The organism is Serratia sp. NCCP-200, from assembly GCF_059697885.1.
In genome coordinates this window covers 127,953-154,108 of sequence record NZ_BAAKUJ010000005.1, presented here as the reverse complement: position 1 = coordinate 154,108, position 26,156 = coordinate 127,953, and the positions used below count along the sequence as shown (strand labels likewise).

Below are 26,156 nucleotides of genomic sequence, written 5' to 3'. Positions count from 1 at the left end.
TTATGAAGAAAATCGTCTGTACGCTACTGCTGCTCGGTGGCTTGTTACCTGCCATGCTGGCTCAGGCCGGCATTATTGCCTCCGCGACGCGAGTCATTTTTCGTGAGGGCGATAATGAAAAAAGCTTGATGCTCCTCAATACCAACGACTATCCGATAGTGGTACAAACCTGGGTAGACGATGGGGATGTCAATGCGGCCCCCGAGCAATCAACAGCGCCTTTTGTCAGCTTGCCCGCCGTATTTAGCATGCAGCCCAAGACCATGAAAGGGCTGAGGCTGATTTATAACCAGCAGTCACTGCCGACGGATAGGGAATCGGTCTTCTGGATTAATCTGTACGAAATTCCACCGACACGCCCGGTGATCCCCCCGCTTCAGCCTAGCGTGACCATGGCGATGAACACCCAGATGAAGATTTTCTATCGGCCCAAGGCGGTAGTCGCGGCAGAGAAGGATGCGCCCAAGCCGGTGTTCACACTGAAAAAGGAAGATAATCATTACGTCTTGCTGTGCGATAACCCGTCGCCGGTTTATCTCTCTTTTTCCCGTCTTGCGTTGCGCATTGGCCAGCAGGATTATCCGGTACAACAAGAGAGCGATATGATGACGCCACCTTTTGGCAGTAAAAAGTATCGGATTGATGGTATTGTTCAATCAGGAGCTATCTCCTCAGCAGTGGTCAACGCCGCCATTATCGATGACCAGGGTAATGCGGTCGATCAACAATATGCCATACGGAAATAACAGGCCTCACCTTGTGGTCAAATAGAGAAAAAGATGATACCCAATAAACCTCAGATCGAACTTGAATTGGCACAACGGGCCACCAGGATAAGACGCTCGGGGCGGTTCCATCAGGCGATAATTAAACATGCTGTGATGATAGATGAAACCTATCGGAATCATCCTATGTTCTACAAAATCATCTTTCGTAACAGCCGTTTTATTATCTGCTCGACTCTGCTGGCCATTTATTACAACCAAAACGGGGCAGCCCTGAAGGATGTTAAAGCCTTTTTTAAAGGCAAAGATATTATCAGCGAGAACGCGTTGGATTCGTTTCTGTTCTTTCTGCGCGTTGGGCGCTGGCTGGAGGTCAAGAAGGACGATCAAGACCGGCGCACGCTGTTGTTCAAGCCTACCCCGAATGCTTTGCGCCAAACCCATGAGCTGGTTTCCTCGATGGCGCTGCCCTATCAAACGTTAGCCCCTGAAATTCCGGTTGCCGACCTGTTGGGTCAGAGCTGGTTTTTACCTGCGTTCTTCAAGGTTTACGGCCAACTGATGATACAGGAGATCTATCTGATCGATCTGGTTCCACAGGCCGCATTATTTATTACTAAAGATGCAGGCCATATGGTGTTACTGATGCTATTTATAGAAAGTATCCGCCATAATTCCCACATGCTGTTTTTGTCCTCGGCGGAGATCGCCAAGTTTAGCTCGGTGTCCCGTACGCATATCAATCGGATCCTGCTGGCGGCGGAAAAATCGGGCCTACTCACCACCAAAAATAACGTGCTGATTGAGTTAAATAGCTCGTTTATTGAGATGGCAGAACGCTACTTTAGCCTGTATATGGCGATGGTGGGTTATAGCCTGGATGGAGCATGTCAGCAGCATAATAACTAGATCTGCCAGAAAAACCACCCTAGTGATATAGCTGCAATATGCAATTTATAGTATTCAACTAATTACCATGGTATTTATTTTACTTTCAATGTTCATAACGCCATGATTTTATTGGTGTAATAAAAATCCTATTTTTATATTCATTTTCATTATGTCTTATAGCTGTTAGCTACTAGACTCTTAATTCTATCAGGGAAATATCTGCTTTCCCCTCGATTAAATACCTTAAATAGAACCGATGGAATAATGCCATTGGCTGTCGTACTTTGTTGCATGCAGACTGAGAGGTTGGAATGCGAAGTAGGATAATTATTGTAGGTGGTGGTACGGGAGGTACCATGCTGGCCAATCTTTTGGCCGCCAAGTTACATCGTGAGGTTATCAATAATCAGGTTGAAATCATGATGATTTCCAACTCTCCGATGCATTATTACAAGCCCGCGTTTATGTATGTCGCCTTTAATGCTTTTTTCAAACAAGAACTGACCAGGCCGCAGCAAAGTCTATTACGTCCAGAGATACAGTTTATTATTGATAAGGCTGAGCAATTCGATTTATCCCAGCGTTGTATTTATACCCGCAGTGGCAATAAATATCACTACGACTTTTTAGTCTTTGCCACCGGCTGCGTACCCTGGCCTGAACAGATTGAAGGATTGGCCCAGGCGGGCGATCACTTTTACCAATATCAGGCGTCTCGCCAGTTGGCGCAAAAGTTGGCTACTATCGAGAAAGGGCGCATTTTTATCACGGTGTCGTTCCCTCAAACGCCCAACGTACCGCACCAATGTGGTATTGCCCCAATAGAAACCACCCTGATGCTGGATGACTACCTGCGGCGGCGCGGGGTGCGTAACAACGTTGAAATTGTTTACACCTACCCGACCATTTCGCAGCTCCTGCGTAACTGCCTGTTCCTGCAACGCCCTACTGGCGAGGCTCTGCCCAGCATTTTTGCGGCCCGTGATATCAAGCATCAGCGCGGTTTTACCCTAAGCAAAGTGGATAGCGAACGGCGCATTGCCTATTCCTCTGAGGGCGACGAACAACCCTTCGACATCCTGATGGCTACCCCGCCGATCCGTGCGGTGGAAGCGGTGCGCAATACCGGACTGAGCGATATCGATAACGGCGAAGGCTGGCTACCCACCGATCACCAGACGCTGCAGGTTTATGGGCAGCAGGGCGTTTATGTGATTGGCGATACCGTCGATCTGCCGGTCAGCAAGGCGGGCGGTTCCTGCCATAACCAGGCCCCGGTGATTGCCGACAATATCGTCGCGGAACTGCGTTTGGGCCAGCCTCATAGCCATTATGACGGTAAGGTACAGGCCATCGCCCAAATGGGACTACAGGCCGGTATGCCGTTGGTTTACGACTATCGCCATGACGTGATCCCCACACCTGCCACTAAGCTGGGCGGCATGCTGCGCAACGGGTTTAACCGTGGCCTGTACTGGGCCACCGTACGCGGACTGATTTGAACGGAGGAAGTATGGACTCATCGCAAGCACAGCCGTTAGATGCCCTGTTGGCCAAGCTTGATCCGCTGCTGGCGACCGGCAGATTGGATAACGTGGTCGATCTGCTGTCGTTGCTGTCTGACATAACGGATATTGCGGACAACGCGCTGGTGGAAAAACTGGCCGGGGTGTTCGAAGGCGTCGTCGCTGCGGGTTGGGAGGGCGGCATGGCGCTGAAGATGGCGCATAGCGAGCTGCAATTGAACACCTCGCCCGCCAATTACCGTTCGGTTTATGCGCTGCTGCGCCAGCCGGACACGCTATTAGGATTGATGCTGGTGTTGCGCACGTTGCAAATCATCGGCCAGCGGTTGCGTACCTCGACGTTGCCAGCAGAAAGCTGACGGCAACTCTTCTCCCCCAACAGGACATCTTTATGTCAATGAATTCCAAACAGGCGTTCGCCACACGCGCCATTCATCACGGTTATGACCCGCAGCAATTTCTGGGTGCCCTTTGCCCACCGGTATTTATGAGTTCGACCTTTACCTTTCCCTCGGCGGAATATGGTGGCGCCTGTTTCGCTGGCACCGAGCCTGGCTATTTTTACTCACGCATTGCCAATCCGACGCTGAATTTACTGGAGCAGCGTATCGCCAACCTGGAGGGCGGAGAGGCCGCCGTGGCTTTCTCCTCCGGCATGGGAGCGATCACTGCCTGTTGTTGGACGCTGCTGGCTCCGGGCGATGAACTGATCGTCGATGAGACGATTTATGGCTGCACCTTCAGCTACTTCCATCATGGCCTGGCGCGTTACGGCGTGAAAATCACCCACGTTGACCTGACACGTCCAGACCAACTGGCGAAGGCCATCGGGCCACGCACCCGACTGGTATATTGCGAAACACCGGCCAACCCGAATATGCGCCTGATCGATATTGCTGCTATCGCCGAAATTACTCACGGGCAACCACGAGCGCAGTTGCTGGTGGACAACACCTACTGCACGCCTTACCTGCAACAGCCGCTGGCTTTAGGGGCCGATATGGTGGTGCATTCTGCCACCAAATATCTGGGTGGGCATGGCGATCTGCTGGCCGGGCTGGTGATCGCCAAGGCCGAACTGGCGCAGGAGATCCGCCTGATTGGCCTGAAGGACATGACCGGTGCGGTGCTGTCGGCGCAGGATGCGTCTTTGTTGCTCCGCGGCCTGAAAACCCTGCCATTGCGCATGGAGCGCCATTGCGACAACGCTCAGCAGTTGGCAGAACTGTTGGAACAGCATCCGGCGGTGGAGCACGTGTATTACCCAGGATTGGAGAGCTTCCCGCAGCATGATTTGGCCAGCCAGCAGATGAGCCGCCCTGGCGGGATGTTGGCCTTTGAGCTGAAAGGGGGAATGGAGGCCGGGATCAGCTTCCTCAACGGATTAAATCTGATCCTGCGGGCGGTGAGCCTGGGAGATTGCGAATCCTTGGCGCAGCATCCGGCGAGTATGACGCACTCAGCCTACAGCGCCGAAGAACGCCGGCGGCACCATATCAGCGATGGGCTGATACGGCTTTCTGCCGGGCTGGAAGATGTTGAGGATTTGAAGGCGGATATCAATCAGGTGCTGGCGCGTTACCAGTAAACCTGCCGCAGCGGGCACCAGCCTCATTAATCGAGGCTGGTGGGCTGGTTGTTAGCGGCTTTCTGTTGAGACTACGGCAGAGGTTTCCCCACCTTTTTTGCGTACCCACAACGTATAAGCCAGCGTCAGGAAGGCTACCCAGACTAGCCCGACATACAGCGCGATGCGGCTTTCCTCGAAGTAACCGAGCAGGCCGATCACAAACACCATAAACGCCGTGGCCAATGCAGGAGCGACTGGCCACCAAGGTACTGGGAAGCTCAGCTTGGCCACTTCATCTTTAGTGAGCGTGCGGCGCATGGCGATCTGCGACAGCAGGATCATCAGCCATACCCACACGGTGGCAAAGGTGGCGATGGAGGCAATGATGATAAAGATTTGTTTGGGGATCAGATAGTTGAGCACTACGGCCAGCAGTAGGGCAATGGACATCACCAATACCGTCATCCAAGGTACGCCGTTACCGGTCAGCTTGGTGAAGGCCTTAGGTGCTTGCCCATCCTGCGCCATGCCGTACATCATGCGGCCAGCGCCGAAGATGTCGCTGTTGATGGCGGAGATGGCGGCGGTGATCACCACTACGTTCAACACGTTAGCCGCCGAGCTGATGCCCATATGGCTGAAAATCTCGACAAACGGGCTACCGTTCTGGCCGATGCTGTTCCACGGATAGATAGACATCAATACCAGCAGGGTCAGCACGTAGAACAGCAGGATACGGACCGGCACGGCGTTGATCGCCTTGGGCAGCACTTTGGCGGGATCTTTGGCTTCGCTGGCGGTGATACCGATAATTTCAATCCCGCCGAAGGCGAACATCACCACCGCCAGGGAGGCAATAACGCCACCAATACCGTTAGGCATAAAGCCGCCGTGTTGCCACAGATTGCTGAAACCGGTCGCTTCCTGTGTGACACCGAAGCCGAACAACATCACGGCAGCCCCACCAACGATCATCGCCACGATGGCGGCAACCTTGACCAGCGACAGCCAGAACTCCATCTCGCCAAACACTTTGACGCTGCACAGGTTAAGCGCGCCGATAAACAGAATGATGCTCAGTACCCAGACCCATTGCGCGACATCCGGGAACCATAGCCCCATATAGATGCCGAAGGCCGTCACGTCGGCCAGGGCCACGATCACCATTTCAAAGGTATAAGTCCATCCGGTGAGGAAGCCCGCCAACGGGCCGAGGTAATGGCTGGCGTAGTGGCCGAAGGAGCCGGAGACGGGCTGATGCACCGCCATCTCCCCCAAGGCACGCATGACCATAAATACCGCCGCGCCACCCACCAGATAGGCAAGCAGTACGGCCGGGCCAGCCAGTTGAATAGCGCCAGCGGAACCATAGAACAGACCGGTACCGATGGCCGAACCCAGGGCCATAAAGCGGATATGTCGCGCGTTCAGGCCACGCCGGAGCTGGGGTTTCTCATTACGCATGTTGCTTCTCCGTTTTAATCATATTGTTGTCGGACAGGCAGCGCTATCCGCACAGGGGGAACGAACCCCGGCGGGATAGAGGACGAATTGTGCAGGGTAATAGGCCGTGCTCCAGACTGACGGGGCACGGCCTAAAGGCGTTACGCCTGGCTAGGTAACAAAGTGGCTGGGATCAGCGCGGTCAGATGGCCTGCTGCCAACAGTTGGCTGGCTGCTTCGATATCGGGGGCGAAGAACCGATCCTTATCGTAGTAGGCGACATGTTCGCGCAGCAGATGCCGAGCCTGTTCCAGCCCTGCGGTGGTTTGCAGACCTTTACGCAGATCCAGCCCCTGGCAGGCCGCTAACCATTCTACAGCCAGAATGCCGCGGACGTTATCCGCCATTTCCCACAGGCGGCGGCCCGCAGCCGGTGCCATCGAGACATGGTCTTCCTGGTTGGCCGAAGTTGGGATGCTGTCAACGCTGGCCGGGTGCGCCAGTGCCTTGTTCTCGCTGGTCAGCGCGGCGGCGGTGACCTGGGCAATCATAAAGCCGGAGTTCACCCCGCCGTTATCCACCAGGAACGGTGGCAACTGCGACATGTGCTTATCCATCATCAGAGAAATACGGCGCTCGGAGAGTGAACCGATTTCGGCAAACGCCAGCGCCAAGTTATCGGCAGCCATGGCTACTGGTTCGGCGTGGAAGTTGCCGCCTGACAGTACATCGCCCTGCTCGGCAAATACCAACGGGTTATCGGAAACGGCGTTGGCCTCGATCTCCAGCACTTCTGCTGCCTGGCGGATCTGCGTCAGGCAAGCACCCATCACTTGCGGTTGGCAGCGCAGGGAGTAAGGATCCTGCACTTTTTCGCAGTTGGCGTGTGAGTCCGAAACGGCGCTACGCGCGCCAAGCAGGTGGCGATAAGCGGCGGCGGCGTCGATCTGCCCACGCTGGCCACGTACTTCATGAATGCGTGGATCGAACGGGCTGCGAGATCCCAGTGCGGCTTCCACGGTCAGGCTGCCGGTTACGGTGGCGGCAGCAAACAGATCTTCGGCATCAAACAGGCCACGCAGCGCAAAGGCGGCGGAAACCTGGGTGCCGTTCAGCAGTGCCAGACCCTCTTTGGCTGCCAGCGTTAACGGTTTCAGACCCGCTTTGGCCAGCGCCTCGGTGGCCGGTAACCATTCACCTTGATAGCGGGCCTTACCTTCGCCCAACAGCACCAGGCTCATGTGTGCCAGCGGGGCCAGATCGCCTGAAGCGCCAACGGAGCCTTTCAGCGGGATATGCGGATACACTTCGGCATTCACCAGCGCCATCAGCGCCTGGATCACTTCCAGACGGATGCCGGAGAAACCACGTGACAGGCTGTTGATTTTAAGCACCATAATCAGGCGCACCAGGCTGTCATCGGTAGGCGCACCTACACCGGCCGCATGTGACAGCACGATGGAACGTTGCAGGTTCTCCAAATCTTCGCGGGCGATACGGGTGGAAGCCAGCAGGCCAAAGCCGGTATTGATACCGTAAGTGGTGCGGTTCTCTTCCACAATGCGTTCCACGCAGGAAACGCTCTGCTGGATCGCGCCATAGGCGTTGTCGTCCAGCGTCAGGGTGACCGGGTGCTGATAAACCTGGCGCAGTTCGGCAAGCGTCAGCTTACCTGGGCGGATAGTCAGAGCGTTCATGCTTTTTCTCCCTGAGTAGCGGCAACCATTGGCAGGTTCAGACCTTGCTCGCGGGCGCAGTCGATAGCGATCTCGTAACCCGCATCGGCATGGCGCATGACGCCGGTGGCCGGGTCGTTATGCAGCACGCGGGCGATACGCTCGGCGGCTTCATCGGTGCCGTCGCAGACGATCACCATGCCGGAGTGTTGGGAGAAGCCCATGCCGACGCCGCCGCCGTGATGCAGAGACACCCAGGTGGCACCGCTGGCGGTGTTGAGCAGGGCGTTGAGCAGCGGCCAGTCGGATACGGCATCAGAGCCGTCCTTCATTGATTCGGTTTCACGGTTCGGGCTGGCGACCGAGCCGGAGTCCAGGTGGTCACGGCCAATGACGATTGGAGCAGAGAGTTCGCCGCGGCGTACCATCTCGTTAAACGCCAGGCCCAGCTTGGCGCGTTGGCCCAGGCCAACCCAGCAGATACGGGCTGGCAGCCCCTGGAAGCTGATGCGCTCACGCGCCATATCCAACCAACGGTGCAGGTGCTCATCGTCTGGGATCAGCTCTTTGACCATGGCGTCGGTCTTGTAGATATCCTGCGGATCGCCAGACAGCGCCGCCCAACGGAACGGGCCGACGCCGCGGCAGAACAGCGGGCGAATATAGGCAGGTACAAAGCCTGGGAAGTCAAAGGCGTTATCAACGCCCATCTCTTTGGCCATCTGGCGAATGTTGTTGCCGTAGTCGAAGGTAGGCACGCCCATTTTCTGGAACGCCAGCATGGCTTCTACGTGTTCGGCCATTGACTGTTTGGCAGCCTTCACCACCACCGCAGGTTCGGTTTGTGCACGGCGGCGATACTCTTCCCAGCTCCAGCCTTTTGGCAGGTAACCGTTGAGCGGATCGTGGGCGCTGGTCTGGTCGGTAACCATGTCCGGGCGCACGCCACGCTTGACCAGCTCCGGCAGGATTTCTGCCGCATTGCCACACAGGGCAATCGAGATGGCTTTGCCTTCGGCGCAGTACTTTTTCAGGCGCGCCAGTGCGTCATCCAGATCGGTGGCCTGCTCATCGACGTAGCGGGTTTTCAGGCGGAAATCGATGCGGCTCTGCTGGCATTCGATGTTCAGCGAGCTGGCTCCGGCCAAGGTAGCGGCCAGTGGCTGTGCGCCACCCATGCCACCCAGCCCGGCGGTCAGCACCCAGCGGCCTTTCAGGCTGCCGTCGTAATGCTGGCGGCCAGCTTCGACGAAGGTTTCGTAAGTGCCCTGCACGATGCCCTGGCTACCGATGTAAATCCAGCTGCCGGCGGTCATCTGGCCATACATCGCCAGACCCTTGGCATCCAGTTCGTTAAAGTGTTCCCAGGTTGCCCAGTGAGGCACCAGGTTGGAGTTGGCAATCAGCACGCGCGGGGCGTTACTGTGCGTTTTGAACACGCCGACCGGCTTGCCGGACTGCACCAGCAAGGTTTCGTCGTCTTCCAGAGTTTTGAGGGTGGCAACAATCTTGTCGTAACAGTCCCAGTCACGGGCTGCGCGGCCGATACCGCCATAAACGACCAGTTCGTGTGGATTTTCAGCCACTTCAGGATCGAGGTTGTTCATCAGCATGCGCAGCGGCGCTTCGGTCAGCCAGCTTTTGGCGTTTAATTGTGTGCCGCGGGGCGCGCGAATATCAACATGGCGAACTTTGTTATTTGCAGTCACAGCTAGTTCCTCAAACAGTATCGGTACAAATCTCATCTTATGACGGCAACTCACAGGCCATAACAATGAGCGGGGTTTATTAACATATACTTGTATGTACAAGCATATGCAACAGCGGCGACAATTTGAGAAAAATGGCATAAGCAAAGGTTATTTGTGTTTTAAATCATGTTGTTATGTTTTGTTTTTGGATTAAAACCATTAGCCGGACGTGGCAAAACAGTGAGCTGCTCTACAAAAATGAATTAAAATAGTGTCATTTTTGAGCGACAAATCACAATAATTTTACATCTGGATTACAACTAAGCGGGAGAGATAAAAAAAACCTATTACCGGAGGATTGGAAGACAACGATACGTAGGGCGCTGTATACAGCGCCCATTAATATAATCAATAGGTTAGATAGCCGGTTGCAATGCGCTTGAACGCGTCATTTTAAATACCGTGGCCAGGCTGGCTAGCAGCGCCGGGATCGCCAGGAACAGCAAAATACTCTGCACCTGCCACTCCATCGCCAGTAGCTGAGCCGCCATCATGGTGCCAGCCACGCCGCCAAAGCGGCCAATCCCCTGCATCCAGGCAATACCGGTAGCGCGGCTGTGCGTTGGGTAGTAGGTGGCAGCCAGGGTTTGCAGGCCGGATTGCGCGCCGTTCATGGTAATGCCCATCAGGAAGATAAAGGCGCCGAGCAGCACGATCTGGCTATCCTCGGTGGCCATCGCCACAATCAGCAGGGCGCTGATGGCAAAGCCGGTGGAAACCACCTTATGGGCATTCCAGCGGTCCATCAACCAGCCAGCCATCAGGATCCCCAGCGTACCACCGAAGGTGAACAGCGACGTCAGGAGCGCCGATTGCTCAAGCTGATACCCCAGCCCTTGCATCAACAGCGGCATCCAGCTCAGTAATACGTAGTAGATCACCAACCCCATAAAGTAGGTGAGCCACAGCATCAGTGTCCCCACCAGGTAGGGGCGGCTGAACAGCAGGCCGACGCTGGTCTTCGACAGGGCCAGCTTGTCCTCATACAGGTAGAAACGGGAGATGTGGCTGATGTTATAGCTGATAAAACGTTGGGCAATCTGTTTGATTTTAGCTGCATCTTGCCCGCGGTTAACCATGTATTTCACCGATTCTGGCAGCAGCAGGATCAACAGCACGGTGAGCAATAGTGGGGCAATGGCCCCCAGCAGCAACACGCTGTGCCAGCCGTAAACGGGGATCAGCCAGGAAGAGAGGGCACCACCGCCTGCTGCTCCCAGCGGAAAGCCGCAGTACATGGTGTTAATGGCCAGCGATCGGCAGCGCTGCGGAGCATATTCGGAGATCAGCGTGATGGCGTTTGGCATGGCGGCACCCAGCCCAAGCCCGGTGAGGAAGCGCCACAGCGTCAGGCTATTGAGTGAACCCGCGTAGGCGGTAGCCAGGCTGGAAAGGCCAAAGAACAGGCAGGAGAACACCAGCACCCGTTTGCGGCCAACGCGGTCAGAAATCGGCCCGGCAACCAAGGCTCCTAACGAAAGGCCAAGCAGCGCCGCGCTTAATACCGGCCCCAGATCCTGTTTCACGATCCCCCAGTCTTTGGCCACCGAAGGGGCGATATAGCCCATCGCCGCGGTATCGTAACCGTCAATTGCCAGGATCAGAAAACCCAGGATGATCAGGGTCCAGTGAAACAGCGAAAATTTGCTGTCGTCGATAGCCTGCTGAATATTCAACTCGGTGGAATGGGCCATAGTTTCCTTAAACGCAGATGTGATGTTGATGGATCGTCGGAACTGCGCCCGACTTGTGCCTGCCTGTCTATACATCTGCGTCACAGTCGCTTTTATGTCAAATATTTTTGTTTTAAATGTTAATTTTATGTTTGTTTTGAGCGGTGGATAACATCGGTGGTTGGCGTTTGGTCTTTAATAAACGCCATCCATGAACAGGTTAGCCGGAGAAAGCTGCTGGCCACCGCCGAACAGACAAAATTTAATACACTTTTCCAGGTTTGGTCGCCCGGTCGGGATCTGCGATAATGCGTCTTTACCTAGACAGATTGAGAAAGCGATGCAGTACCCGATTAATGAGATGTTCCAGACTTTGCAGGGCGAAGGCTATTTCACCGGCGTTCCGGCCATTTTTATTCGCCTACAGGGTTGCCCGGTGGGATGCAGCTGGTGCGATACCAAACACACCTGGGAAAAGGACGCCGATCGGGAAGTGGATATGCATCGCATCCTGGTGAAAACTGCCGAGAGTGATGCCTGGGGAAGCGCCAGTGCGGAACAATTGCTGGAGGTAGTCGAACAGCAGGGCTATACCGCGCGCCATATCGTGATCACCGGCGGTGAGCCGTGCATCTACGATCTGATCCCGTTGACCAAACTGTTTGAGAACGCGGGTTATGGCTGCCAAATTGAAACCAGTGGCACCCATGAAGTCCTCTGTTCCCCCAATACCTGGGTCACGATTTCACCCAAAGTGAATATGCGCGGTGGTTTGAAGGTGGTAGAGCAGGCGCTGATGCGGGCCGATGAGATCAAGCATCCGGTGGGGCGTGAACGTGATATTGAGGCGTTGGATGAGCTGCTGGCAACGTTGCACGACGAAAAACACCGTATTATCGCTTTGCAGCCGATCAGCCAGAAAGAAGAGGCGACGCGGTTGTGTATTGAGACCTGCATTGCCCGCAACTGGCGGCTTTCAATGCAAACGCATAAGTATTTGAATATTGCTTAAGACCTACCCCTCACCCCAACCCTCTCCCACGGGGAGAGGGAGCTGCCCGGAGCCTTTGGTGGGATCGTGCTGCTTTGGAAAAGGGGAGTAAGAACAAGAAAGGAAAGTAAAACGCTGAGCAATCAACGAACTCGATCGGTTCCCTCTCCTTGGGGAGAGGGTTAGGGTGAGGGAGATCGCACTGCAGCCAATCGCCTCACCCTGAGCCTTGCCCTGTTAACCTTTATATACGCAGCCTGCGGTACAGGTCTCTTTGACCATCACAGCCGACAATTCAGGCAGCTGCGGTTTCAACTGCTGCCAGATCCAGGCGGCTAGCACTTCGCTGGTCGGGTTCTCCAAGCCAGGAATATCGTTCAGATTATAGTGATCCAGGCGCTCCCAAATCGGCTTGAAAGCGGCCTTCAGCTCGGCAAAATCCATCACCCAACCGGTATGGGCGTCTACTTCCCCGGTCACTTCAATACGCACCATAAACGAATGCCCGTGCAGGCGGCCACATTTATGGCCCTCCGGCACGTTTGGCAGATGGTGTGCGGCTTCAAACTGAAAATCTTTAAATAGCGTGGTTGCCATTATTACGGCCTCATTGACTCAAAAACCGCCGAATACTAACGGAAAGCGGCCCTGGTTACTATCTTTTGGGCTGCTTCAGGGGAGATCCAGGGGCACAGCATGTAGCGCTGCTGGCATTTTTTATTTGGGCGGGATTGAGCCGATCGGAGGACGTTATCCGCCTCAAATGCGAGTCATTCAAACTTTTAAAAATTAACTCATTAAATAACAATGAATTAAAAATAAACATCTAACGATTTAGCCACTATCCCTTACCAGGAAAACTGCTTAGTCGTTTTGGTTATTAATTATTGCTATCCCTTATTTAATCGTTGCAATGACGCTCGGTAACCTTACAAACTCTCCTGGTCTTTTCAGGACATGACACAACAACAATTACAGCGACTGACACTGGCTAAGCATAGGATATCCGTACCGCGATGACGACTCAGGTTCCTCCAACATCTTTGCTCCCGCTGACCCCCGAACAGCTTTCGAGTTTGCAGGCCGTCATTGGCGGGTACTCCCCAACGCAGCTGGCGTGGCTCTCTGGTTATTTCTGGGGCAGGGTTAACCAGCAGCCGGGAAGCGTGGCTTCAGCACCGGTTGCCGCAGCCCCTGCGGCCAGCATCACCCTGATTTCTGCTTCCCAGACCGGTAACGCACGCCGTCTGGCCGAACAGCTACGCGACGATCTGCTGGCGGCGAAGCTGAGCGTCACCCTGGTGAATGCCGGTGACTACAAGTTCAAGCAAATCGCTCAGGAGCGTCTGCTGGTGGTGGTCGCCTCCACCCAAGGGGAAGGGGAGCCAGCGGAAGAAGCGGTGGCGCTGCATAAATTCCTGCATTCGAAAAAAGCCCCCAAACTCAATGAAACCGCCTTTGCGGTGTTTGGCCTGGGGGATAGCTCTTATGAGAATTTCTGCCAGTCCGGCAAAGACTTTGATAGCAAGCTGGCCGAGCTGGGGGCCGAACGCCTGGTGGAGCGCATCGATGCGGATGTGGATTATCAGGAACTGGCTATCGCCTGGCGCAAGCAGGTGGTGGAAGTTCTGAAGGCCCGAGCACCAGCGGAAAACAGTGCTCCGGCAGCATTGGCCAGCGGTGCGGTCGATCAGTTGGACAGCAGCCCCTACAGCAAAGAACAACCGCTGACCGCGCAACTGGCGGCCAAGCAAAAGATCACTGGCCGCGCTTCCGATAAAGATGTGCGCCATATTGAAATCGATTTAGGCGATTCCGGCCTGCGTTATCAACCGGGCGATGCGCTGGGTGTATGGTTTGATAACGATCCGGCGCTGGTGGATGAGCTGGTACAGCTGCTGTGGCTGAAAGGTGACGAACCGGTCGAGGTTGAGGGGCAAACCCTGCCGCTGCGTGAAGCTTTGCGTAGCCACTTTGAACTGACGCAGAACACTACGCCGATCGTGGAAAAATATGCCGGGCTGTCGCGGGACGAAACGCTGATTGGCCTGCTGGCTGACAAACCTAAACTGCAACACTATGCCCATAACACCCCGATTGTGGACATGGTACGCCAGGCTCCGGCCGACCTGAATGCAGAGCAGTTACTCAGCCTGCTGCGCCCGTTGACGCCGCGCCTGTACTCCATTGCCTCCTCTCAGGCAGAGAACGAAAACGAAGTGCACATCACCGTTGGCGTGGTGCGCTACGACATTGATGGCCGCAGCCGTGCCGGTGGGGCTTCCAGCTTCCTGGCCGATCGTCTGGAAGAAGAAGACGATCTGCGGGTGTTTATCGAACATAACGACAACTTCCGTTTGCCCGCCAACCCGGAAACGCCGGTGATCATGATTGGCCCGGGTACCGGCATTGCCCCGTTCCGCGCCTTTATGCAGCAACGTGAAGCGGAAGGTGCCGGGGGCAAGAACTGGCTGTTCTTTGGCAACCCGCACTTTACCGAAGACTTCCTGTACCAGGTTGAATGGCAGCGCTATGTGAAAGAGGGTCTGTTGACCCGCATCGATCTGGCCTGGTCACGGGATCAACAGCATAAGGTTTACGTGCAGGACAAGCTGCGTGAGCAGGGCGCGGAAGTCTGGAACTGGATCCAGCAGGGCGCGCACATCTATGTCTGTGGCGATGCCAACCGCATGGCGAAAGACGTTGAAAACACATTGTTAGCACTGGTGGCCGAGCACGGTGGTATGGATACCGAGCTGGCAGACGAATTCTTAAGCGAGCTGCGCCTTGAGCGCCGTTATCAGCGAGACGTTTACTAATGAGTGATAAACACCCTGGACCTCTGGTGGTTGAAGGCAAACTGACCGATGCTGAGCGTCTGAAGAAAGAGAGTAACTTCCTGCGCGGAACCATTGCCGAAGATTTACAAGACGGTCTGACCGGCGGCTTTACCGGCGATAACTTCTTGCTGATCCGTTTCCACGGCATGTACCAGCAGGACGATCGCGATATTCGCGCCGAACGTGCCGAACAAAAACTCGAGCCTCGCCACGCCATGATGCTGCGCTGCCGCCTGCCGGGCGGGATTATTTCCCCGCAACAGTGGCTGGGGATCGACAAATTTGCCGCGGAAAGCACGCTGTACGGCAGCATCCGTATCACTAACCGGCAGACGTTCCAGTTCCATGGCATCGTCAAAGGTAACGTGAAACCGGTGCACCAGTTGCTGAATCGCCTGGGGCTGGATGCGCTGGCGACGGCCAACGACGTGAACCGTAACGTACTTTGCACCTCGAATCCTGTGGAGTCGGAGCTGCATCAGGAAGCGTACGAATGGGCGAAGAAAATCTCCGAGCACCTGCTGCCGCGTACCCGTGCCTATGCCGAAGTGTGGCTGGATAAAGAAAAAGTCGCGACCACGGACGAAGAGCCGATCCTGGGTGCGACTTACCTGCCGCGCAAGTTTAAAACCACGGTGGTGATCCCGCCGCAGAACGATGTAGATCTGCACGCCAACGACATGAACTTTGTGGCGATTGCCGAACACGGCAAGCTGGTGGGCTTTAACCTGCTGGTGGGCGGCGGTCTGTCTATCGAGCATGGCAACAAGAAAACCTATGCGCGTACGGCGAGTGAGTTTGGCTATATTCCGCTGGAACACACGTTGGCCGTTGCTGAAGCGGTAGTGACCACCCAGCGTGACTGGGGCAACCGCACCGACCGTAAGAACGCCAAAACCAAATATACGCTGGAGCGGGTGGGGGTTGATACCTTCCGCGCCGAGGTAGAAAAGCGGGCTGGCATCACCTTTGCGCCGGTGCGTCCGTACGAGTTTACCGGCCGTGGCGATCGCATCGGCTGGGTTAAAGGGGTTGATAATCACTGGCATCTGACGCTGTTTATTGAAAACGGTCGCCTGCTGGATTATCCAGGCCGTCCGCTGAAAACCGGCGTGGCCGAGATCGCCAAGATCCATCAGGGTGATTTCCGTCTGACAGCCAACCAAAACCTGATCGTGGCCGGCGTGCCGGAAAGCGAAAAGGCGAAGATCGAAGCCCTGGCACGCGAGCATAGCCTGATCGACGATGGTATCAGCGAGCAGCGCAAGAATTCGATGGCCTGTGTGTCCTACCCAACCTGCCCACTGGCGATGGCGGAGGCCGAGCGCTTCCTACCGGAGTTTGTGACCAAGGTAGAAGGCATCATGCATCGGCATGGCGTGGGGGATGAGCACGTAGTGCTGCGTATCACCGGCTGCCCGAACGGCTGTGGCCGAGCATTGCTGGCAGAGATTGGACTGGTTGGTAAAGCAATTGGCCGTTACAACTTGCATCTGGGCGGTAACCGTGAAGGGACGCGCATTCCCCGCATGTATCGGGAAAATATTAACGAAGACGAAATCCTGCAGACCATTGACCAACTGGTAGGGCGTTGGGCAACGGAGCGCACCGCTGGCGAAGGCTTTGGCGATTTCACCGTGCGCACCGGGATTATCCGGCCGGTGATGGATCCCGCGCAGGATTTCTGGGAATAATCTTGCTGGCTTTCTCACTCTTTGTGCAGTAGCTAAGTTTTTGCACCTTACTGTCCCCTCTCCCTGTGGGAGAGGGTTAGGGTGAGGGGCCACATCAACACTTTCAGGAGATCGCATCATGGCTGAATTGGATCTGGCGGCGCTGAACGCGTTACCGAAGTCCGGGCAGGCGCTGGCACTGGCGGTCGTCAACGGCCAGTTGGAACAGCTTTCGGCACAGGAGAGGGTTGCCTGGGCGCTGGAGCATCTGCCGGGGGAGTTTGTGCTTTCCTCCAGCTTTGGTATTCAGGCGGCGGTGTGTCTGCATCTGGTCACGCGCATCAAGCCGGATATCCCGGTGATCCTGACCGATACCGGCTACCTGTTCCCAGAAACCTACCAGTTTATCGACCAACTGGCCGACCAACTGAACCTGAACCTGCAGGTATTCCGTGCCGAGCATTCACCTGCCTGGCAAGAGACGCGCTACGGCAAGCTGTGGGAGCAGGGCGTTGAGGGCATTGAGCAATACAACCAAATCAACAAAGTTGAGCCGATGAACCGCGCGCTGGAAACGCTAGGTGCGCAAACCTGGTTTGCCGGCCTGCGCCGTGAGCAATCGGGCAGCCGTGCCAATCTGCCGGTGCTGGCGGTGCAGCGTGGGGTGTTCAAGATCCTGCCGATCATCGACTGGGATAACCGCCAGATTTACCAATATCTCACCGAACATGGGCTGAGCTACCACCCGCTGTGGGATCAGGGCTATCTGTCGGTGGGCGATACCCACACCACCCGTAAATGGGAGGAAGGCATGAGCGAGGAAGAAACCCGCTTCTTCGGCCTGAAGCGCGAGTGCGGTCTGCATGAAGGTTGATGAGCGCATAGTTAACGAACCGGGTTCTGCGAGGGCCCGACTAATTAAGTTCTAGCTCAATAACATGTGACGTCTGAGTGCGCGGGTCAAATCTTGGCGGGTATGCAAAAACAGCAAGATGTCGACGGTATGACCGGTGATTTCATACAGCGTCCGGTATTCGTGTTTATCCAGACGTTCTCGTAGTGCTAAGCCATAATCAGCCAAAGTGGCGTTAAAACGATAGCGCTTGGGATCTTCTCGCAACGTGGCAGTAGCTTCCAAGAGCAATTGGTCTACAAAGTGCCCTGCATCCACTGAACCAATAGTGGCTGTTTTGAACGACTCTATATCGGCAAGGCACTGAAATGCGGTTTCGGTCAGACGCACTTCATACATGGTTGGTTACTCCTTAACCTCTTGCAGCCCTTAGCCTTTTTAATGCTTCATCAGGAGTCAGGACTTTCCCTTCGGCGACTTCTTGCTTGGATTTCAGCACCAGTTTTAGCAGTGCATGGGTTTGCTGCTCCTGTTCCCAGGCAGCCAATTCCTCTTGTCGTTCCAAGGCCGTTTGGACGAATAATTCTGCGGTTCCATTTTTAGTCACCCAAACACCTCCTTTGAAACTATCAGGTGAACCGAGACTCTCTCGTGTCGCTTGTTGCGATAAGGTTTTGTGCGTACTCATTAGTTTTTTCTCGAATACGGGTTTCTCTCAGTATACTTAACCGAGATGTCGAGTACAAAATTTGTACTCGATTTTACGTCCAATTATTTCTTCTTTTTCTTTTTCGGCTCAGGGACAGGATGCGCCTGCACCCATTCTTTTACCAACGGTAACAGGATCCGCACGCTGTCGCGGCTGCGCTTGTCGATTCGCCCTGGCAGGTGGGTTTCCAGATATTGCAGATTGTCGTATTGCGGGCGATGCCAGGTAATGCCCTGCGGGAAGCTGGGGCTTACAGCACGCTGCTGGTAACCGTCTCGATCCCCAAGCGACCAGTTGGTGGCTTCTACCGCCATCACCGGAATTTTGGCGTTATCGAAGACGATCTGATCGGAACAGCAACCGGTGCCGGTTGGAAAACCTTTGCTGCCTGGGTTGATGGCCGCCTCAATACCATAACGGTGGGCGATGCTCAGCGCACGATCGCGGGATCTGGCCACCACTTCCGGCTCGGTGTTACGCCCGGAGTGGAAATAGAGGCGATCGCCAGTGATCAGGCTGTCGAGATTAATCACCAGTAGCGTGTTTTTGCGTTCCTCCGGCGTCATACGGCCAAGGTAGTTTTTAGCGCCTACTGACTTCAGCTCTTCGCCACTCATGGCCACAAAGCGCAGGGTATAGGTGGTGGGGATGTTTTTCAGCCTGTTGGCCAACTCCAGCATCACGCCCACGCCGGAGGCATTGTCATCGACCCCCTGCAGCGTCAGGCCACCGAGGTTATTGTCCACCTCATCGTCGCTCAGCGGGGTATAGGTATCGAAGTGCGCCATGATGATGACCTGCTGGGGCCGCTCACCCTTTTTGGTCGCAATCACCGAGGTGACGCTGATCTTGCGCCAGTTTTCACTGGCGTCTTTATTGGTGTAGAGATAACGGGCGTCAAAGGTACGGGTATCAGCCGGGTAGCCCATCTCGGTAAACTGCTGTTTCAGGTAGTCTGCGGCCAGTAATTCTGCCGGGCTGCCCGCCATGCGGCCGGGGAAGTAGGTAGCGATATGGCGGATCTGGTTGGCGGCGAACTGGCCCACTGGGGCTTCTTTTACGGGTTTGGTAGCGGCCGAAACGCTTACAGCACTGCCGAGAGCGACTAACAACAGCCCTGCCCTCAGACACAAGCGGGAAAACATACCGAAAAATCCTTCTCTGACAGCAGTGATGCCGATTATTTTTGCGGTAGTTAGTATGGGACGCCAGCGCCGATAAGACAATTTCTTCGCGTCCTATTTTTGTCTTAGGTGCGCGCCGTTAAACCTCTGCTATCCACGTTTGGGGGGATTGTAGGGCAACATTAAGCAAGCCATGTTAACCCTCACCTGTAACCTCATTACGAACAGCCAGTTAGGCGCAATGCCAACAGCCTTATTCCTTTTAAGAACATCTCATGCCTTTTCGTCATTTCAGGGGGCAAATCGCACGCCGTATAGTCACCCTATCAATCTGTTATATGAAAAGGCCGTTGTGGACTATCTACCAATATTTGCCGACCTGAAACAACGCCCTGTGCTGGTGGTTGGCGGCGGCGAAGTGGCTGCACGCAAAGTCGACCTCCTGCTACGCGCAGGGGCGCAAGTGCGGATCGTGGCGCAGGCGCTCTCAGAAGAGCTGGAGCATCAACACCTGCAAGGGCGCGTTGAGTGGCTGGGGCAGAACTTTGTGCCGCAGCAGTTAGACGACGTCTTTCTGGTGATTGCCGCTACCGACGATAGCGCGCTGAACGCCGAGGTGTATGCCGAAGCGGATAAGCGCCGCGTGCTGGCCAACGTGGTGGATGACCAACCGCGCTGCTCCTTTATCTTCCCGTCGATTATCGATCGCTCACCGTTGGTGGTGGCCGTGTCATCTAGCGGCCAAGCTCCGGTATTGGCGCGGATGTTACGTGAGAAGCTCGAAGCGTTATTGCCCGCCAGCCTGGGGCAGATGGCGGAACTGGCCGGTGGGTTACGTGGCAAAGTGAAGCAACGACTGGCTTCCATCGGGGCTAGACGCCGTTTCTGGGAGAAAACCTTCAACGGCCGTTTCGCGACGTTGGTGGCGAATGGCCAGACGGAGCAGGCGCAGCAGCAGTTGGAACAGGATTTAACGGCTTTTGCGCAGGGTAATGAGGGGACGCAAGGTGAGATCGCACTGGTCGGGGCAGGCCCGGGCGATGTCGGCTTGTTGACCCTACGTGGGCTGCAGGTGATGCAGCAGGCCGACGTGGTGCTTTACGATCACCTGGTGAGCGAAGAGACGCTGGATTTGGTGCGTCGCGACGCCGAACGTATCTGCGTGGGCAAACGCGCCGGTGCGCACTCGGTGATCCAGGAAGAGACCAATCGCCTGCTGGTGGAACTGGCGCAGCAAGGGAAGCGGGTAGTGCGGTTAAAAGGCGGCGATCCCTTTATCTTTGGCCGGGGTGGCGAAGAGTTACAGGTGGCCGCCGCTGCCGGGATCCCCTTCCAGGTGGTGCCGGGCGTAACCGCCGCCGCAGGGGCTACGGCCTATGCCGGTATTCCGCTAACGCATCGTGATCATGCTCAAAGCGTGACCTTTATTACCGGCCATTGCCGTGACGATGACGACGGCTTGGATTGGCCCGCACTGGCGCGGGCGCGTCAGACGTTGGCGATCTACATGGGCACGATGAAGGCGGCGGATATCAGCCGCAACCTGATTGCCCATGGCCGTGATGCGAGCACGCCAGTCGCCGTGATCAGCCGGGGTACGCGGGCCGATCAACAGGTACAGACCGGCACCTTGCAACAGTTGGAACAATTAACTCGGCAGGCCCCGTTACCGGCGCTGCTGGTGATCGGTGAAGTGGTGGAATTACACCATCAAATCGCCTGGTTTGGGCATCAATCGCAGACGGCAGTGGCAGCGCGCCCGGCCGTCGTGAATTTGGCTTAAAGGATCTGTTATGGACCAAAAACGACTCACTCATTTGCGGCAATTGGAGGCGGAGAGCATCCATATCATCCGTGAAGTGGCCGCCGAATTCGGCAATCCGGTGATGCTCTATTCCATCGGTAAAGACTCCTCGGTGATGCTGCATCTGGCACGCAAGGCGTTCTATCCGGGCACGCTGCCGTTTCCGTTGCTGCACGTGGATACCGGCTGGAAATTCAACGAAATGTACCAATTCCGCGATCGTACCGCCAAAGAGTACGGCTTCGAGCTGCTGATCCACAAAAACCCGGAAGGGGTGGCTATGGGGATCAACCCGTTTGTCCACGGCAGCGCCAAGCACACCGATATCATGAAAACCGAAGGCCTCAAGCAGGCGCTGAACAAGTACGGTTTTGACGCCGCCTTCGGTGGTGCCCGCCGCGACGAGGAGAAATCCCGCGCCAAAGAGCGCATCTATTCTTTCCGCGATCGCTTCCACCGCTGGGATCCGAAAAACCAGCGCCCGGAGCTTTGGCACAACTATAACGGCCAGATCAACAAGGGCGAGAGCATCCGCGTGTTCCCGCTGTCGAACTGGACCGAGCTGGATATCTGGCAATATATCTTCCTGGAGAAGATCGACATCGTGCCGCTCTACCTGGCCAAACCGCGCCCGGTGGTGGAACGCGACGGCATGCTGATGATGGTGGATGACGATCGTATCGATCTGCAACCGGGTGAAGTGATCAGCCAGCGTATGGTGCGGTTCCGTACCCTCGGCTGCTGGCCGTTGACCGGCGCGGTGGATTCCTCTGCGCAGACGCTGCCGGAGATCATCGAGGAAATGCTGGTCTCTACCACCAGCGAACGTCAGGGCCGCATGATCGACCGCGATCAGTCCGGTTCGATGGAGCTGAAAAAGCGCCAAGGGTATTTCTAAGGAGCCGCCGGAATGAACAACGTTATTGCACAACAAATCGCCGAACAGGGCGGGGTAGAAGCCTACCTGCACGCGCAACAGCACAAGAGCCTGTTGCGTTTCCTGACCTGCGGCAGCGTGGACGACGGCAAAAGCACCCTGATTGGCCGCTTGCTGCACGATACCCGCCAGATCTACGAAGATCAGCTCTCAACCTTACATACCGACAGCAAACGCATCGGCACCCAAGGGGAGAAGCTCGATCTGGCCTTGCTGGTGGATGGCCTGCAGGCAGAGCGTGAGCAGGGCATTACCATCGACGTGGCCTACCGCTATTTCTCGACCGAAAAGCGCAAATTTATCATCGCCGATACGCCAGGGCATGAGCAGTACACCCGCAATATGGCTACCGGTGCCTCGACCTGCGACTTGGCGATCCTGCTGATCGATGCGCGCAAAGGCGTGCTGGATCAGACCCGTCGCCACAGTTTTATCGCCACGCTGCTCGGTATTCGCCATCTGGTGGTGGCGGTGAACAAAATGGACCTGGTGGATTACAGCCAGGCGGTGTTTGAACAGTTCAAACAGGATTACCTGACCTTTGCCGAGCAGTTGCCCAACGACCTGGAGATTAAATTCGTCCCGTTGTCGGCACTGGACGGGGACAACGTTGCTAGCCAGAGCATACAGATGCCTTGGTACAGCGGCCCGACGCTGCTGGAAGTGTTGGAAAGCGTGGATGTGATCAGCGAGCGTGAACATCAGCCGCTGCGCTTCCCGGTACAATACGTCAATCGCCCGAATCTCGATTTCCGCGGTTATGCCGGGACTTTGTCTGCCGGTGTGGTCCGCGTGGGCCAGCGTATCAAGGTGTTGCCGTCTGGCGTTGAATCCGCCGTGGCGCGCATCGTGACCTTTGATGGCGATCTGCAGGAGGCGGGGCCGGGTGAAGCCATCACGCTGGTGCTGAAAGACGAAGTCGACATCAGCCGGGGCGACCTGCTGGTGGATGCCAGCGAAACCCTACAGGCCACGCAAAGCGCCTTGGCAGACGTGGTATGGATGGCAGAACAGCCGTTGTTGCCGGGCCAAAGCTACGACATCAAGGTAGCCGGGAAGAAAACTCGCGCCCGCGTTGAGAGCATTCGCCATCAGGTGGAGATCAACTCGCTGGCGCAGCATCAGGCCGATGTGTTGCCTTTGAACGGTATTGGACTGGTGGAGCTGACCTTCGACGAACCGCTGGTGCTGGACAGCTATCAACAGAATCATGATACCGGCGGCCTGATCTTTATCGATCGTTTGACCAACGTCACGGTTGGCGCGGGGTTGATCCGCGAAGCCTTGCAGCAGGATAATCCGGCAGCGGCGGGCAATTTCAGCGCCTTTGAACTGGAGCTGAACGCCTTGGTACGCAAGCATTTCCCACACTGGGGTGCGCGTGACCTGCTGAAGGGGAATTAACGTGGCCGAGGCTGAGTTAGCGAAAGACGAAAACGTTGTGTGGCACCCGCATGCGGTTACGCGTGCGGAGCGTGAAACCGCGAACGGCCATCAGGGTGTGGTGCTATGGTTTACCGGCCTGTCTGGTTCGGGGAAATCGACCGTGGCTGGCGCGCTGGAGCAGGCGCTGCATCAGCTGGGGGTCAGTACCTATCTGCTGGATGGTGACAATGTGCGCCACGGCCTGTGCCGCGACTTGGGGTTCTCCGACGACGATAGGCGCGAGAATATCCGCCGGGTGGGGGAAGTGGCCAAGCTGATGGTGGATGCTGGGCTGGTGGTGTTGACGGCGTTTATCTCACCGCACCGTGCCGAGCGGCAGATGGTGCGGGAAATGTTGGCCAAGGGGCAGTTTATCGAAGTCTTTGTCGACACCCCGCTGGCGATTTGTGAGGCTCGCGATCCGAAAGGATTGTACAAAAAGGCCCGCGCCGGTGAGCTGCGTAATTTCACCGGTATCGACTCGGTGTATGAAGCGCCGGAACGGCCGGATATCCGGCTTAATGGTGAACAATTGGTAACAAATTTGACCGCGCAATTGTTAGACCTGCTGCGTGGTCAGGCTATTATCAAACCCTGAATTCGCAAAAAGCGCGTGGCGTGATCGAGCCACGCGCTTTTTACTCTAGCAAGTCGCCGCAGAGCGAGCCAATAGACCAGGGAACGCTATGCAAAATGCCACGCCACTAGTGATTGATAGCCAACTCGAGCAAGAGGAACCCTCGTACTCCTTTTTGGGCGGCACCAGCGGCTTTGTCTTCTATTGGTTGGCGTTTACCGTGCCTTTTATGGTTTACGGCTCTAACACCTTGTTTTTCCTTCTCTATACCTGGCCGTTTTTCCTGGCTTTGATGCCAGCCTCGGTGCTGCTGGGTATCGTCTTCAGCGTGCTGTTGCGCGGGCGTTTGTTCCTCACGCTACTGCTGACCGGTATCACCGTCATCTGTCTGTTTTGGCTGGTGTTCAGCTTCCTGAGTGGCTGGTAATAAAAAGGGCGCCAGTGCGCCCAAGAGATGTCAAAGCGGTGCCGAAGGTTACAAAACTTTGCTTAAAAATGCCTGGGTGCGCGGATTGGTCGGGTTACCGAAGATGTGCTCCGGTGTGCCTTCTTCCTGAATGATCCCCTGATCGATAAACAGCACCCGGTCGGCCACTTCGCGGGCGAAGCCCATTTCATGGGTTACCACCACCATCGTCATGCCTTCAAGGGCCAGCGCCTTCATCACCGCCAACACCTCACCGACCAACTCCGGATCCAGCGCCGAGGTAGGCTCATCAAACAGCATGATTTGCGGTTCCATCGCCAATGCGCGGGCGATGGCGACACGCTGTTGCTGCCCGCCGGACAGGCTGCTGGGATAGGCATCGATCTTGTCGAGCAGGCCCACTTTATTCAGTAGCACCTCTGCACGCTCAATGGCCTCGCTGCGGGAGAGTTTTTTCACGTCCATCGGCGCCATGATGATGTTCTCCAACACCGTCATATGCGGGAACAGGTTAAAGCGTTGGAATACCATGCCCACGCTTTCACGCATCTTGTTTAGATCGGTCTTCTGATCGTGAATGGCAAAGCCATTGACGTCGATCTCACCGCCCGAGAGTGTCTCCAGCGCGTTGATACAGCGCAGAAAGGTACTTTTACCGGAGCCGGAAGGGCCGATAATGCATACCACTTCTTTCGGCGCGATCTGGCAGGAGATCCCGCGCAGCACGTGGGCTTCGCCAAATTGTTTTTGCAGGTTATGTACGCGAATCACTTTTACCGAACCTTTTTTCCATGTGTTGCACCATCAGCGAGAGCAGGAAGGTGATGACCCAATAGATCACTGAAATAGTCAGATAGGGCTCCCAGTAGGTGGCGTACGCGCCGGAAACGGTACGCGCGGCATAAGCCAGATCCGCCAGACCAATCGCGGAGGCCAGGGACGAATCCTTGACGATGGCGATGGCGTTATTGCCAAGCGGCGGCAGCATGCGGCGGAAGGCCTGCGGCAGGATCACCTTACGCATGGTCTTGCCGTAGCCCATCCCCAACGAGCGTGAAGCCTCCATCTGGCCGCGGTCGATCGACTGGATCCCGGCACGGAATATCTCCGAGACGTAAGCACCGGCGTTCAACGTGATGGCGACTACGCAAGACAGGAAGGCACCGTAATCGGAACGTAATGCGCGAGCGAAGTCGACGCTCATCAAACCGTTGCTGACCAGCAGGCCGTCACGCGGGTTGATAAACAGCGGCACCAGCGCGAAGTGGACCACCATGATTTGCACAAACAGCGGTGTGCCCCGGAAGGCGCTGATGTAGATGCGCACTGGCCATTGCACGCAATAGTGCAGGATCGGTTTCCAGATACCGTGCGGTGCCTGAGCCAGGCGGCCTAAGCCGAGGAGCAGCCCCCAGGTGGTGCCCAGGATCACGCAGATGATGGTACATTTGATGGTCATCCAGGCACCCTCCATAAACAGCGGAGCGTATTCCTCAATGATCTCCCAACGGAATGCTGACAAAATATAATCCTTACGGTGG

General features: G+C 55.9%; 24 protein-coding genes. 14 read left to right on the top strand and 10 right to left on the bottom strand.

Going from position 1 to position 26,156, the window contains the following annotated elements; all coding sequences use genetic code 11:
- Window positions 1-2 precede the first annotated feature (2 nt).
- The 5 genes from AC6HVW_RS17285 to AC6HVW_RS17265 all read left to right on the top strand — a co-directional run bounded on the left by AC6HVW_RS17285 (window position 3) and on the right by AC6HVW_RS17265 (window position 4,730).
- On the top strand, window positions 3-746 hold the full coding sequence (locus AC6HVW_RS17285) for a fimbrial biogenesis chaperone (protein ID WP_071682230.1): 744 nt from the start codon (window positions 3-5) through the stop codon (window positions 744-746).
- Between the two features lie 165 nt (window positions 747-911).
- Window positions 912-1,634 (top strand): cyclic nucleotide-binding domain-containing protein, encoded by a 723-nt coding sequence (locus tag AC6HVW_RS17280; protein ID WP_254698885.1) that lies wholly within the window; start codon window positions 912-914, stop codon window positions 1,632-1,634.
- Window positions 1,635-1,927: 293 nt separating this feature from the next.
- Window positions 1,928-3,118, top strand: a complete 1,191-nt coding sequence (locus AC6HVW_RS17275) for an NAD(P)/FAD-dependent oxidoreductase (RefSeq protein ID WP_186486133.1) — start codon at window positions 1,928-1,930, stop codon at window positions 3,116-3,118.
- 11 nt (window positions 3,119-3,129) lie between these two features.
- Entirely contained in the window at window positions 3,130-3,501 is a 372-nt protein-coding gene (locus AC6HVW_RS17270) for a hypothetical protein (RefSeq protein ID WP_024483433.1), read from the top strand.
- Between the two features lie 32 nt (window positions 3,502-3,533).
- Window positions 3,534-4,730: a methionine gamma-lyase gene (locus AC6HVW_RS17265; RefSeq protein ID WP_071682233.1), complete on the top strand. Its 1,197-nt coding sequence runs from the start codon at window positions 3,534-3,536 to the stop codon at window positions 4,728-4,730.
- Between the two features lie 51 nt (window positions 4,731-4,781).
- Here AC6HVW_RS17265 and AC6HVW_RS17260 read toward each other — a convergent pair whose 3' ends face one another.
- The 4 genes from AC6HVW_RS17260 to AC6HVW_RS17245 all read right to left on the bottom strand — a co-directional run bounded on the left by AC6HVW_RS17260 (window position 4,782) and on the right by AC6HVW_RS17245 (window position 11,276).
- A complete protein-coding gene (locus tag AC6HVW_RS17260; protein WP_059199787.1) occupies window positions 4,782-6,176 on the bottom strand; it encodes an amino acid permease in 1,395 nt (464 codons plus the stop codon).
- A 140-nt stretch (window positions 6,177-6,316) separates the two neighbouring features.
- Window positions 6,317-7,852: a histidine ammonia-lyase gene (hutH, locus tag AC6HVW_RS17255; protein WP_071682234.1), complete on the bottom strand. Its 1,536-nt coding sequence runs from the start codon at window positions 7,850-7,852 to the stop codon at window positions 6,317-6,319.
- Window positions 7,849-9,540: a urocanate hydratase gene (gene hutU / locus AC6HVW_RS17250; protein WP_024483429.1), complete on the bottom strand. Its 1,692-nt coding sequence runs from the start codon at window positions 9,538-9,540 to the stop codon at window positions 7,849-7,851. Before hutU ends, hutH begins: the two co-directional genes overlap by 4 nt.
- A gap of 398 nt (window positions 9,541-9,938) precedes the next feature.
- A complete protein-coding gene (locus AC6HVW_RS17245; RefSeq protein ID WP_071682235.1) occupies window positions 9,939-11,276 on the bottom strand; it encodes an MFS transporter in 1,338 nt (445 codons plus the stop codon).
- Window positions 11,277-11,595: 319 nt separating this feature from the next.
- Here AC6HVW_RS17245 and queE point away from each other — a divergent pair, with 319 nt between their 5' ends.
- On the top strand, window positions 11,596-12,267 hold the full coding sequence (queE, locus tag AC6HVW_RS17240; protein ID WP_071682236.1) for a 7-carboxy-7-deazaguanine synthase QueE: 672 nt from the start codon (window positions 11,596-11,598) through the stop codon (window positions 12,265-12,267).
- A 216-nt stretch (window positions 12,268-12,483) separates the two neighbouring features.
- On the opposite strand, the gene queD is transcribed toward queE, so the two are convergent.
- The gene (gene queD, locus AC6HVW_RS17235) at window positions 12,484-12,843 is read right to left on the bottom strand and encodes a 6-carboxytetrahydropterin synthase QueD (protein ID WP_071682237.1); all 360 of its coding nucleotides are present in this window, start codon (window positions 12,841-12,843) and stop codon (window positions 12,484-12,486) included.
- Between the two features lie 419 nt (window positions 12,844-13,262).
- Between queD and cysJ the strand changes: the two genes are divergently transcribed.
- The 3 genes from cysJ (at window position 13,263) to cysH (ending at window position 17,633) form a co-directional block, all read left to right on the top strand.
- Window positions 13,263-15,065: an NADPH-dependent assimilatory sulfite reductase flavoprotein subunit gene (cysJ, locus tag AC6HVW_RS17230; RefSeq protein ID WP_071682238.1), complete on the top strand. Its 1,803-nt coding sequence runs from the start codon at window positions 13,263-13,265 to the stop codon at window positions 15,063-15,065.
- On the top strand, window positions 15,065-16,780 hold the full coding sequence (gene cysI, locus AC6HVW_RS17225; protein ID WP_186486135.1) for an assimilatory sulfite reductase (NADPH) hemoprotein subunit: 1,716 nt from the start codon (window positions 15,065-15,067) through the stop codon (window positions 16,778-16,780). The genes cysJ and cysI overlap by 1 nt, the downstream gene beginning before the upstream one ends.
- Window positions 16,781-16,898: 118 nt before the next feature.
- Window positions 16,899-17,633 carry a phosphoadenosine phosphosulfate reductase gene (gene cysH / locus AC6HVW_RS17220; protein ID WP_071682240.1) on the top strand — a complete coding sequence of 245 codons (735 nt, stop codon included), beginning with the start codon at window positions 16,899-16,901 and terminating at the stop codon, window positions 17,631-17,633.
- A 51-nt stretch (window positions 17,634-17,684) separates the two neighbouring features.
- Here the strand turns inward: cysH and AC6HVW_RS17215 are convergent, their stop codons facing one another.
- From AC6HVW_RS17215 to AC6HVW_RS17205, 3 genes are all read right to left on the bottom strand, one after another.
- A complete protein-coding gene (locus AC6HVW_RS17215; RefSeq protein WP_037412844.1) occupies window positions 17,685-18,011 on the bottom strand; it encodes a type II toxin-antitoxin system RelE/ParE family toxin in 327 nt (108 codons plus the stop codon).
- Between the two features lie 13 nt (window positions 18,012-18,024).
- Window positions 18,025-18,300 carry a hypothetical protein gene (locus AC6HVW_RS17210; RefSeq protein ID WP_024485708.1) on the bottom strand — a complete coding sequence of 92 codons (276 nt, stop codon included), beginning with the start codon at window positions 18,298-18,300 and terminating at the stop codon, window positions 18,025-18,027.
- 83 nt (window positions 18,301-18,383) lie between these two features.
- Window positions 18,384-19,466 (bottom strand): aminopeptidase, encoded by a 1,083-nt coding sequence (locus AC6HVW_RS17205; RefSeq protein WP_071682241.1) that lies wholly within the window; start codon window positions 19,464-19,466, stop codon window positions 18,384-18,386.
- A 331-nt stretch (window positions 19,467-19,797) separates the two neighbouring features.
- On the opposite strand from AC6HVW_RS17205, the gene cysG reads away from it, so the two are divergent.
- From cysG to AC6HVW_RS17180, 5 genes are all read left to right on the top strand, one after another.
- Window positions 19,798-21,228 (top strand): siroheme synthase CysG, encoded by a 1,431-nt coding sequence (gene cysG, locus AC6HVW_RS17200; protein ID WP_071682242.1) that lies wholly within the window; start codon window positions 19,798-19,800, stop codon window positions 21,226-21,228.
- A 10-nt stretch (window positions 21,229-21,238) separates the two neighbouring features.
- Entirely contained in the window at window positions 21,239-22,147 is a 909-nt protein-coding gene (gene cysD, locus AC6HVW_RS17195; RefSeq protein ID WP_024485711.1) for a sulfate adenylyltransferase subunit CysD, read from the top strand.
- Between the two features lie 12 nt (window positions 22,148-22,159).
- Window positions 22,160-23,590 (top strand): sulfate adenylyltransferase subunit CysN, encoded by a 1,431-nt coding sequence (cysN, locus tag AC6HVW_RS17190; protein ID WP_071682243.1) that lies wholly within the window; start codon window positions 22,160-22,162, stop codon window positions 23,588-23,590.
- 1 nt (window position 23,591) lies between these two features.
- Window positions 23,592-24,209 (top strand): adenylyl-sulfate kinase, encoded by a 618-nt coding sequence (cysC, locus tag AC6HVW_RS17185; RefSeq protein ID WP_223537462.1) that lies wholly within the window; start codon window positions 23,592-23,594, stop codon window positions 24,207-24,209.
- A gap of 88 nt (window positions 24,210-24,297) precedes the next feature.
- Entirely contained in the window at window positions 24,298-24,615 is a 318-nt protein-coding gene (locus AC6HVW_RS17180; RefSeq protein WP_071682245.1) for a DUF3561 family protein, read from the top strand.
- Window positions 24,616-24,663: 48 nt separating this feature from the next.
- Here the strand turns inward: AC6HVW_RS17180 and AC6HVW_RS17175 are convergent, their stop codons facing one another.
- Window positions 24,664-25,386, bottom strand: a complete 723-nt coding sequence (locus AC6HVW_RS17175) for an amino acid ABC transporter ATP-binding protein (RefSeq protein WP_071682246.1) — start codon at window positions 25,384-25,386, stop codon at window positions 24,664-24,666.
- Window positions 25,370-26,137, bottom strand: a complete 768-nt coding sequence (locus AC6HVW_RS17170; protein WP_059199800.1) for an amino acid ABC transporter permease — start codon at window positions 26,135-26,137, stop codon at window positions 25,370-25,372. Before AC6HVW_RS17170 ends, AC6HVW_RS17175 begins: the two co-directional genes overlap by 17 nt.
- Between the last annotated feature and the right edge of the window lie 19 nt (window positions 26,138-26,156).

Excerpts from the sequence above, each read along its gene's own strand:
- cysH (WP_071682240.1), top strand. The coding sequence starts at position 16,899 with ATGGCTGAATTGGATCTGGCGGCGCTGAACGCGTTACCGAAGTCCGGG.
- AC6HVW_RS17215 (WP_037412844.1), bottom strand. The coding sequence starts at position 18,011 with ATGTATGAAGTGCGTCTGACCGAAACCGCATTTCAGTGCCTTGCCGAT.
- cysI (WP_186486135.1), top strand. The coding sequence starts at position 15,065 with ATGAGTGATAAACACCCTGGACCTCTGGTGGTTGAAGGCAAACTGACC.
- cysJ (WP_071682238.1), top strand. The coding sequence starts at position 13,263 with ATGACGACTCAGGTTCCTCCAACATCTTTGCTCCCGCTGACCCCCGAA.
- AC6HVW_RS17275 (WP_186486133.1), top strand. The coding sequence starts at position 1,928 with ATGCGAAGTAGGATAATTATTGTAGGTGGTGGTACGGGAGGTACCATG.
- queD (WP_071682237.1), bottom strand. The coding sequence starts at position 12,843 with ATGGCAACCACGCTATTTAAAGATTTTCAGTTTGAAGCCGCACACCAT.
- AC6HVW_RS17260 (WP_059199787.1), bottom strand. The coding sequence starts at position 6,176 with ATGCGTAATGAGAAACCCCAGCTCCGGCGTGGCCTGAACGCGCGACAT.
- cysD (WP_024485711.1), top strand. The coding sequence starts at position 21,239 with ATGGACCAAAAACGACTCACTCATTTGCGGCAATTGGAGGCGGAGAGC.
- AC6HVW_RS17180 (WP_071682245.1), top strand. The coding sequence starts at position 24,298 with ATGCAAAATGCCACGCCACTAGTGATTGATAGCCAACTCGAGCAAGAG.
- AC6HVW_RS17210 (WP_024485708.1), bottom strand. The coding sequence starts at position 18,300 with ATGAGTACGCACAAAACCTTATCGCAACAAGCGACACGAGAGAGTCTC.
- AC6HVW_RS17205 (WP_071682241.1), bottom strand. The coding sequence starts at position 19,466 with ATGTTTTCCCGCTTGTGTCTGAGGGCAGGGCTGTTGTTAGTCGCTCTC.
- AC6HVW_RS17280 (WP_254698885.1), top strand. The coding sequence starts at position 912 with ATGTTCTACAAAATCATCTTTCGTAACAGCCGTTTTATTATCTGCTCG.
- queE (WP_071682236.1), top strand. The coding sequence starts at position 11,596 with ATGCAGTACCCGATTAATGAGATGTTCCAGACTTTGCAGGGCGAAGGC.
- AC6HVW_RS17265 (WP_071682233.1), top strand. The coding sequence starts at position 3,534 with ATGTCAATGAATTCCAAACAGGCGTTCGCCACACGCGCCATTCATCAC.
- hutH (WP_071682234.1), bottom strand. The coding sequence starts at position 7,852 with ATGAACGCTCTGACTATCCGCCCAGGTAAGCTGACGCTTGCCGAACTG.
- AC6HVW_RS17245 (WP_071682235.1), bottom strand. The coding sequence starts at position 11,276 with ATGGCCCATTCCACCGAGTTGAATATTCAGCAGGCTATCGACGACAGC.
- cysN (WP_071682243.1), top strand. The coding sequence starts at position 22,160 with ATGAACAACGTTATTGCACAACAAATCGCCGAACAGGGCGGGGTAGAA.
- AC6HVW_RS17285 (WP_071682230.1), top strand. The coding sequence starts at position 3 with ATGAAGAAAATCGTCTGTACGCTACTGCTGCTCGGTGGCTTGTTACCT.
- AC6HVW_RS17270 (WP_024483433.1), top strand. The coding sequence starts at position 3,130 with ATGGACTCATCGCAAGCACAGCCGTTAGATGCCCTGTTGGCCAAGCTT.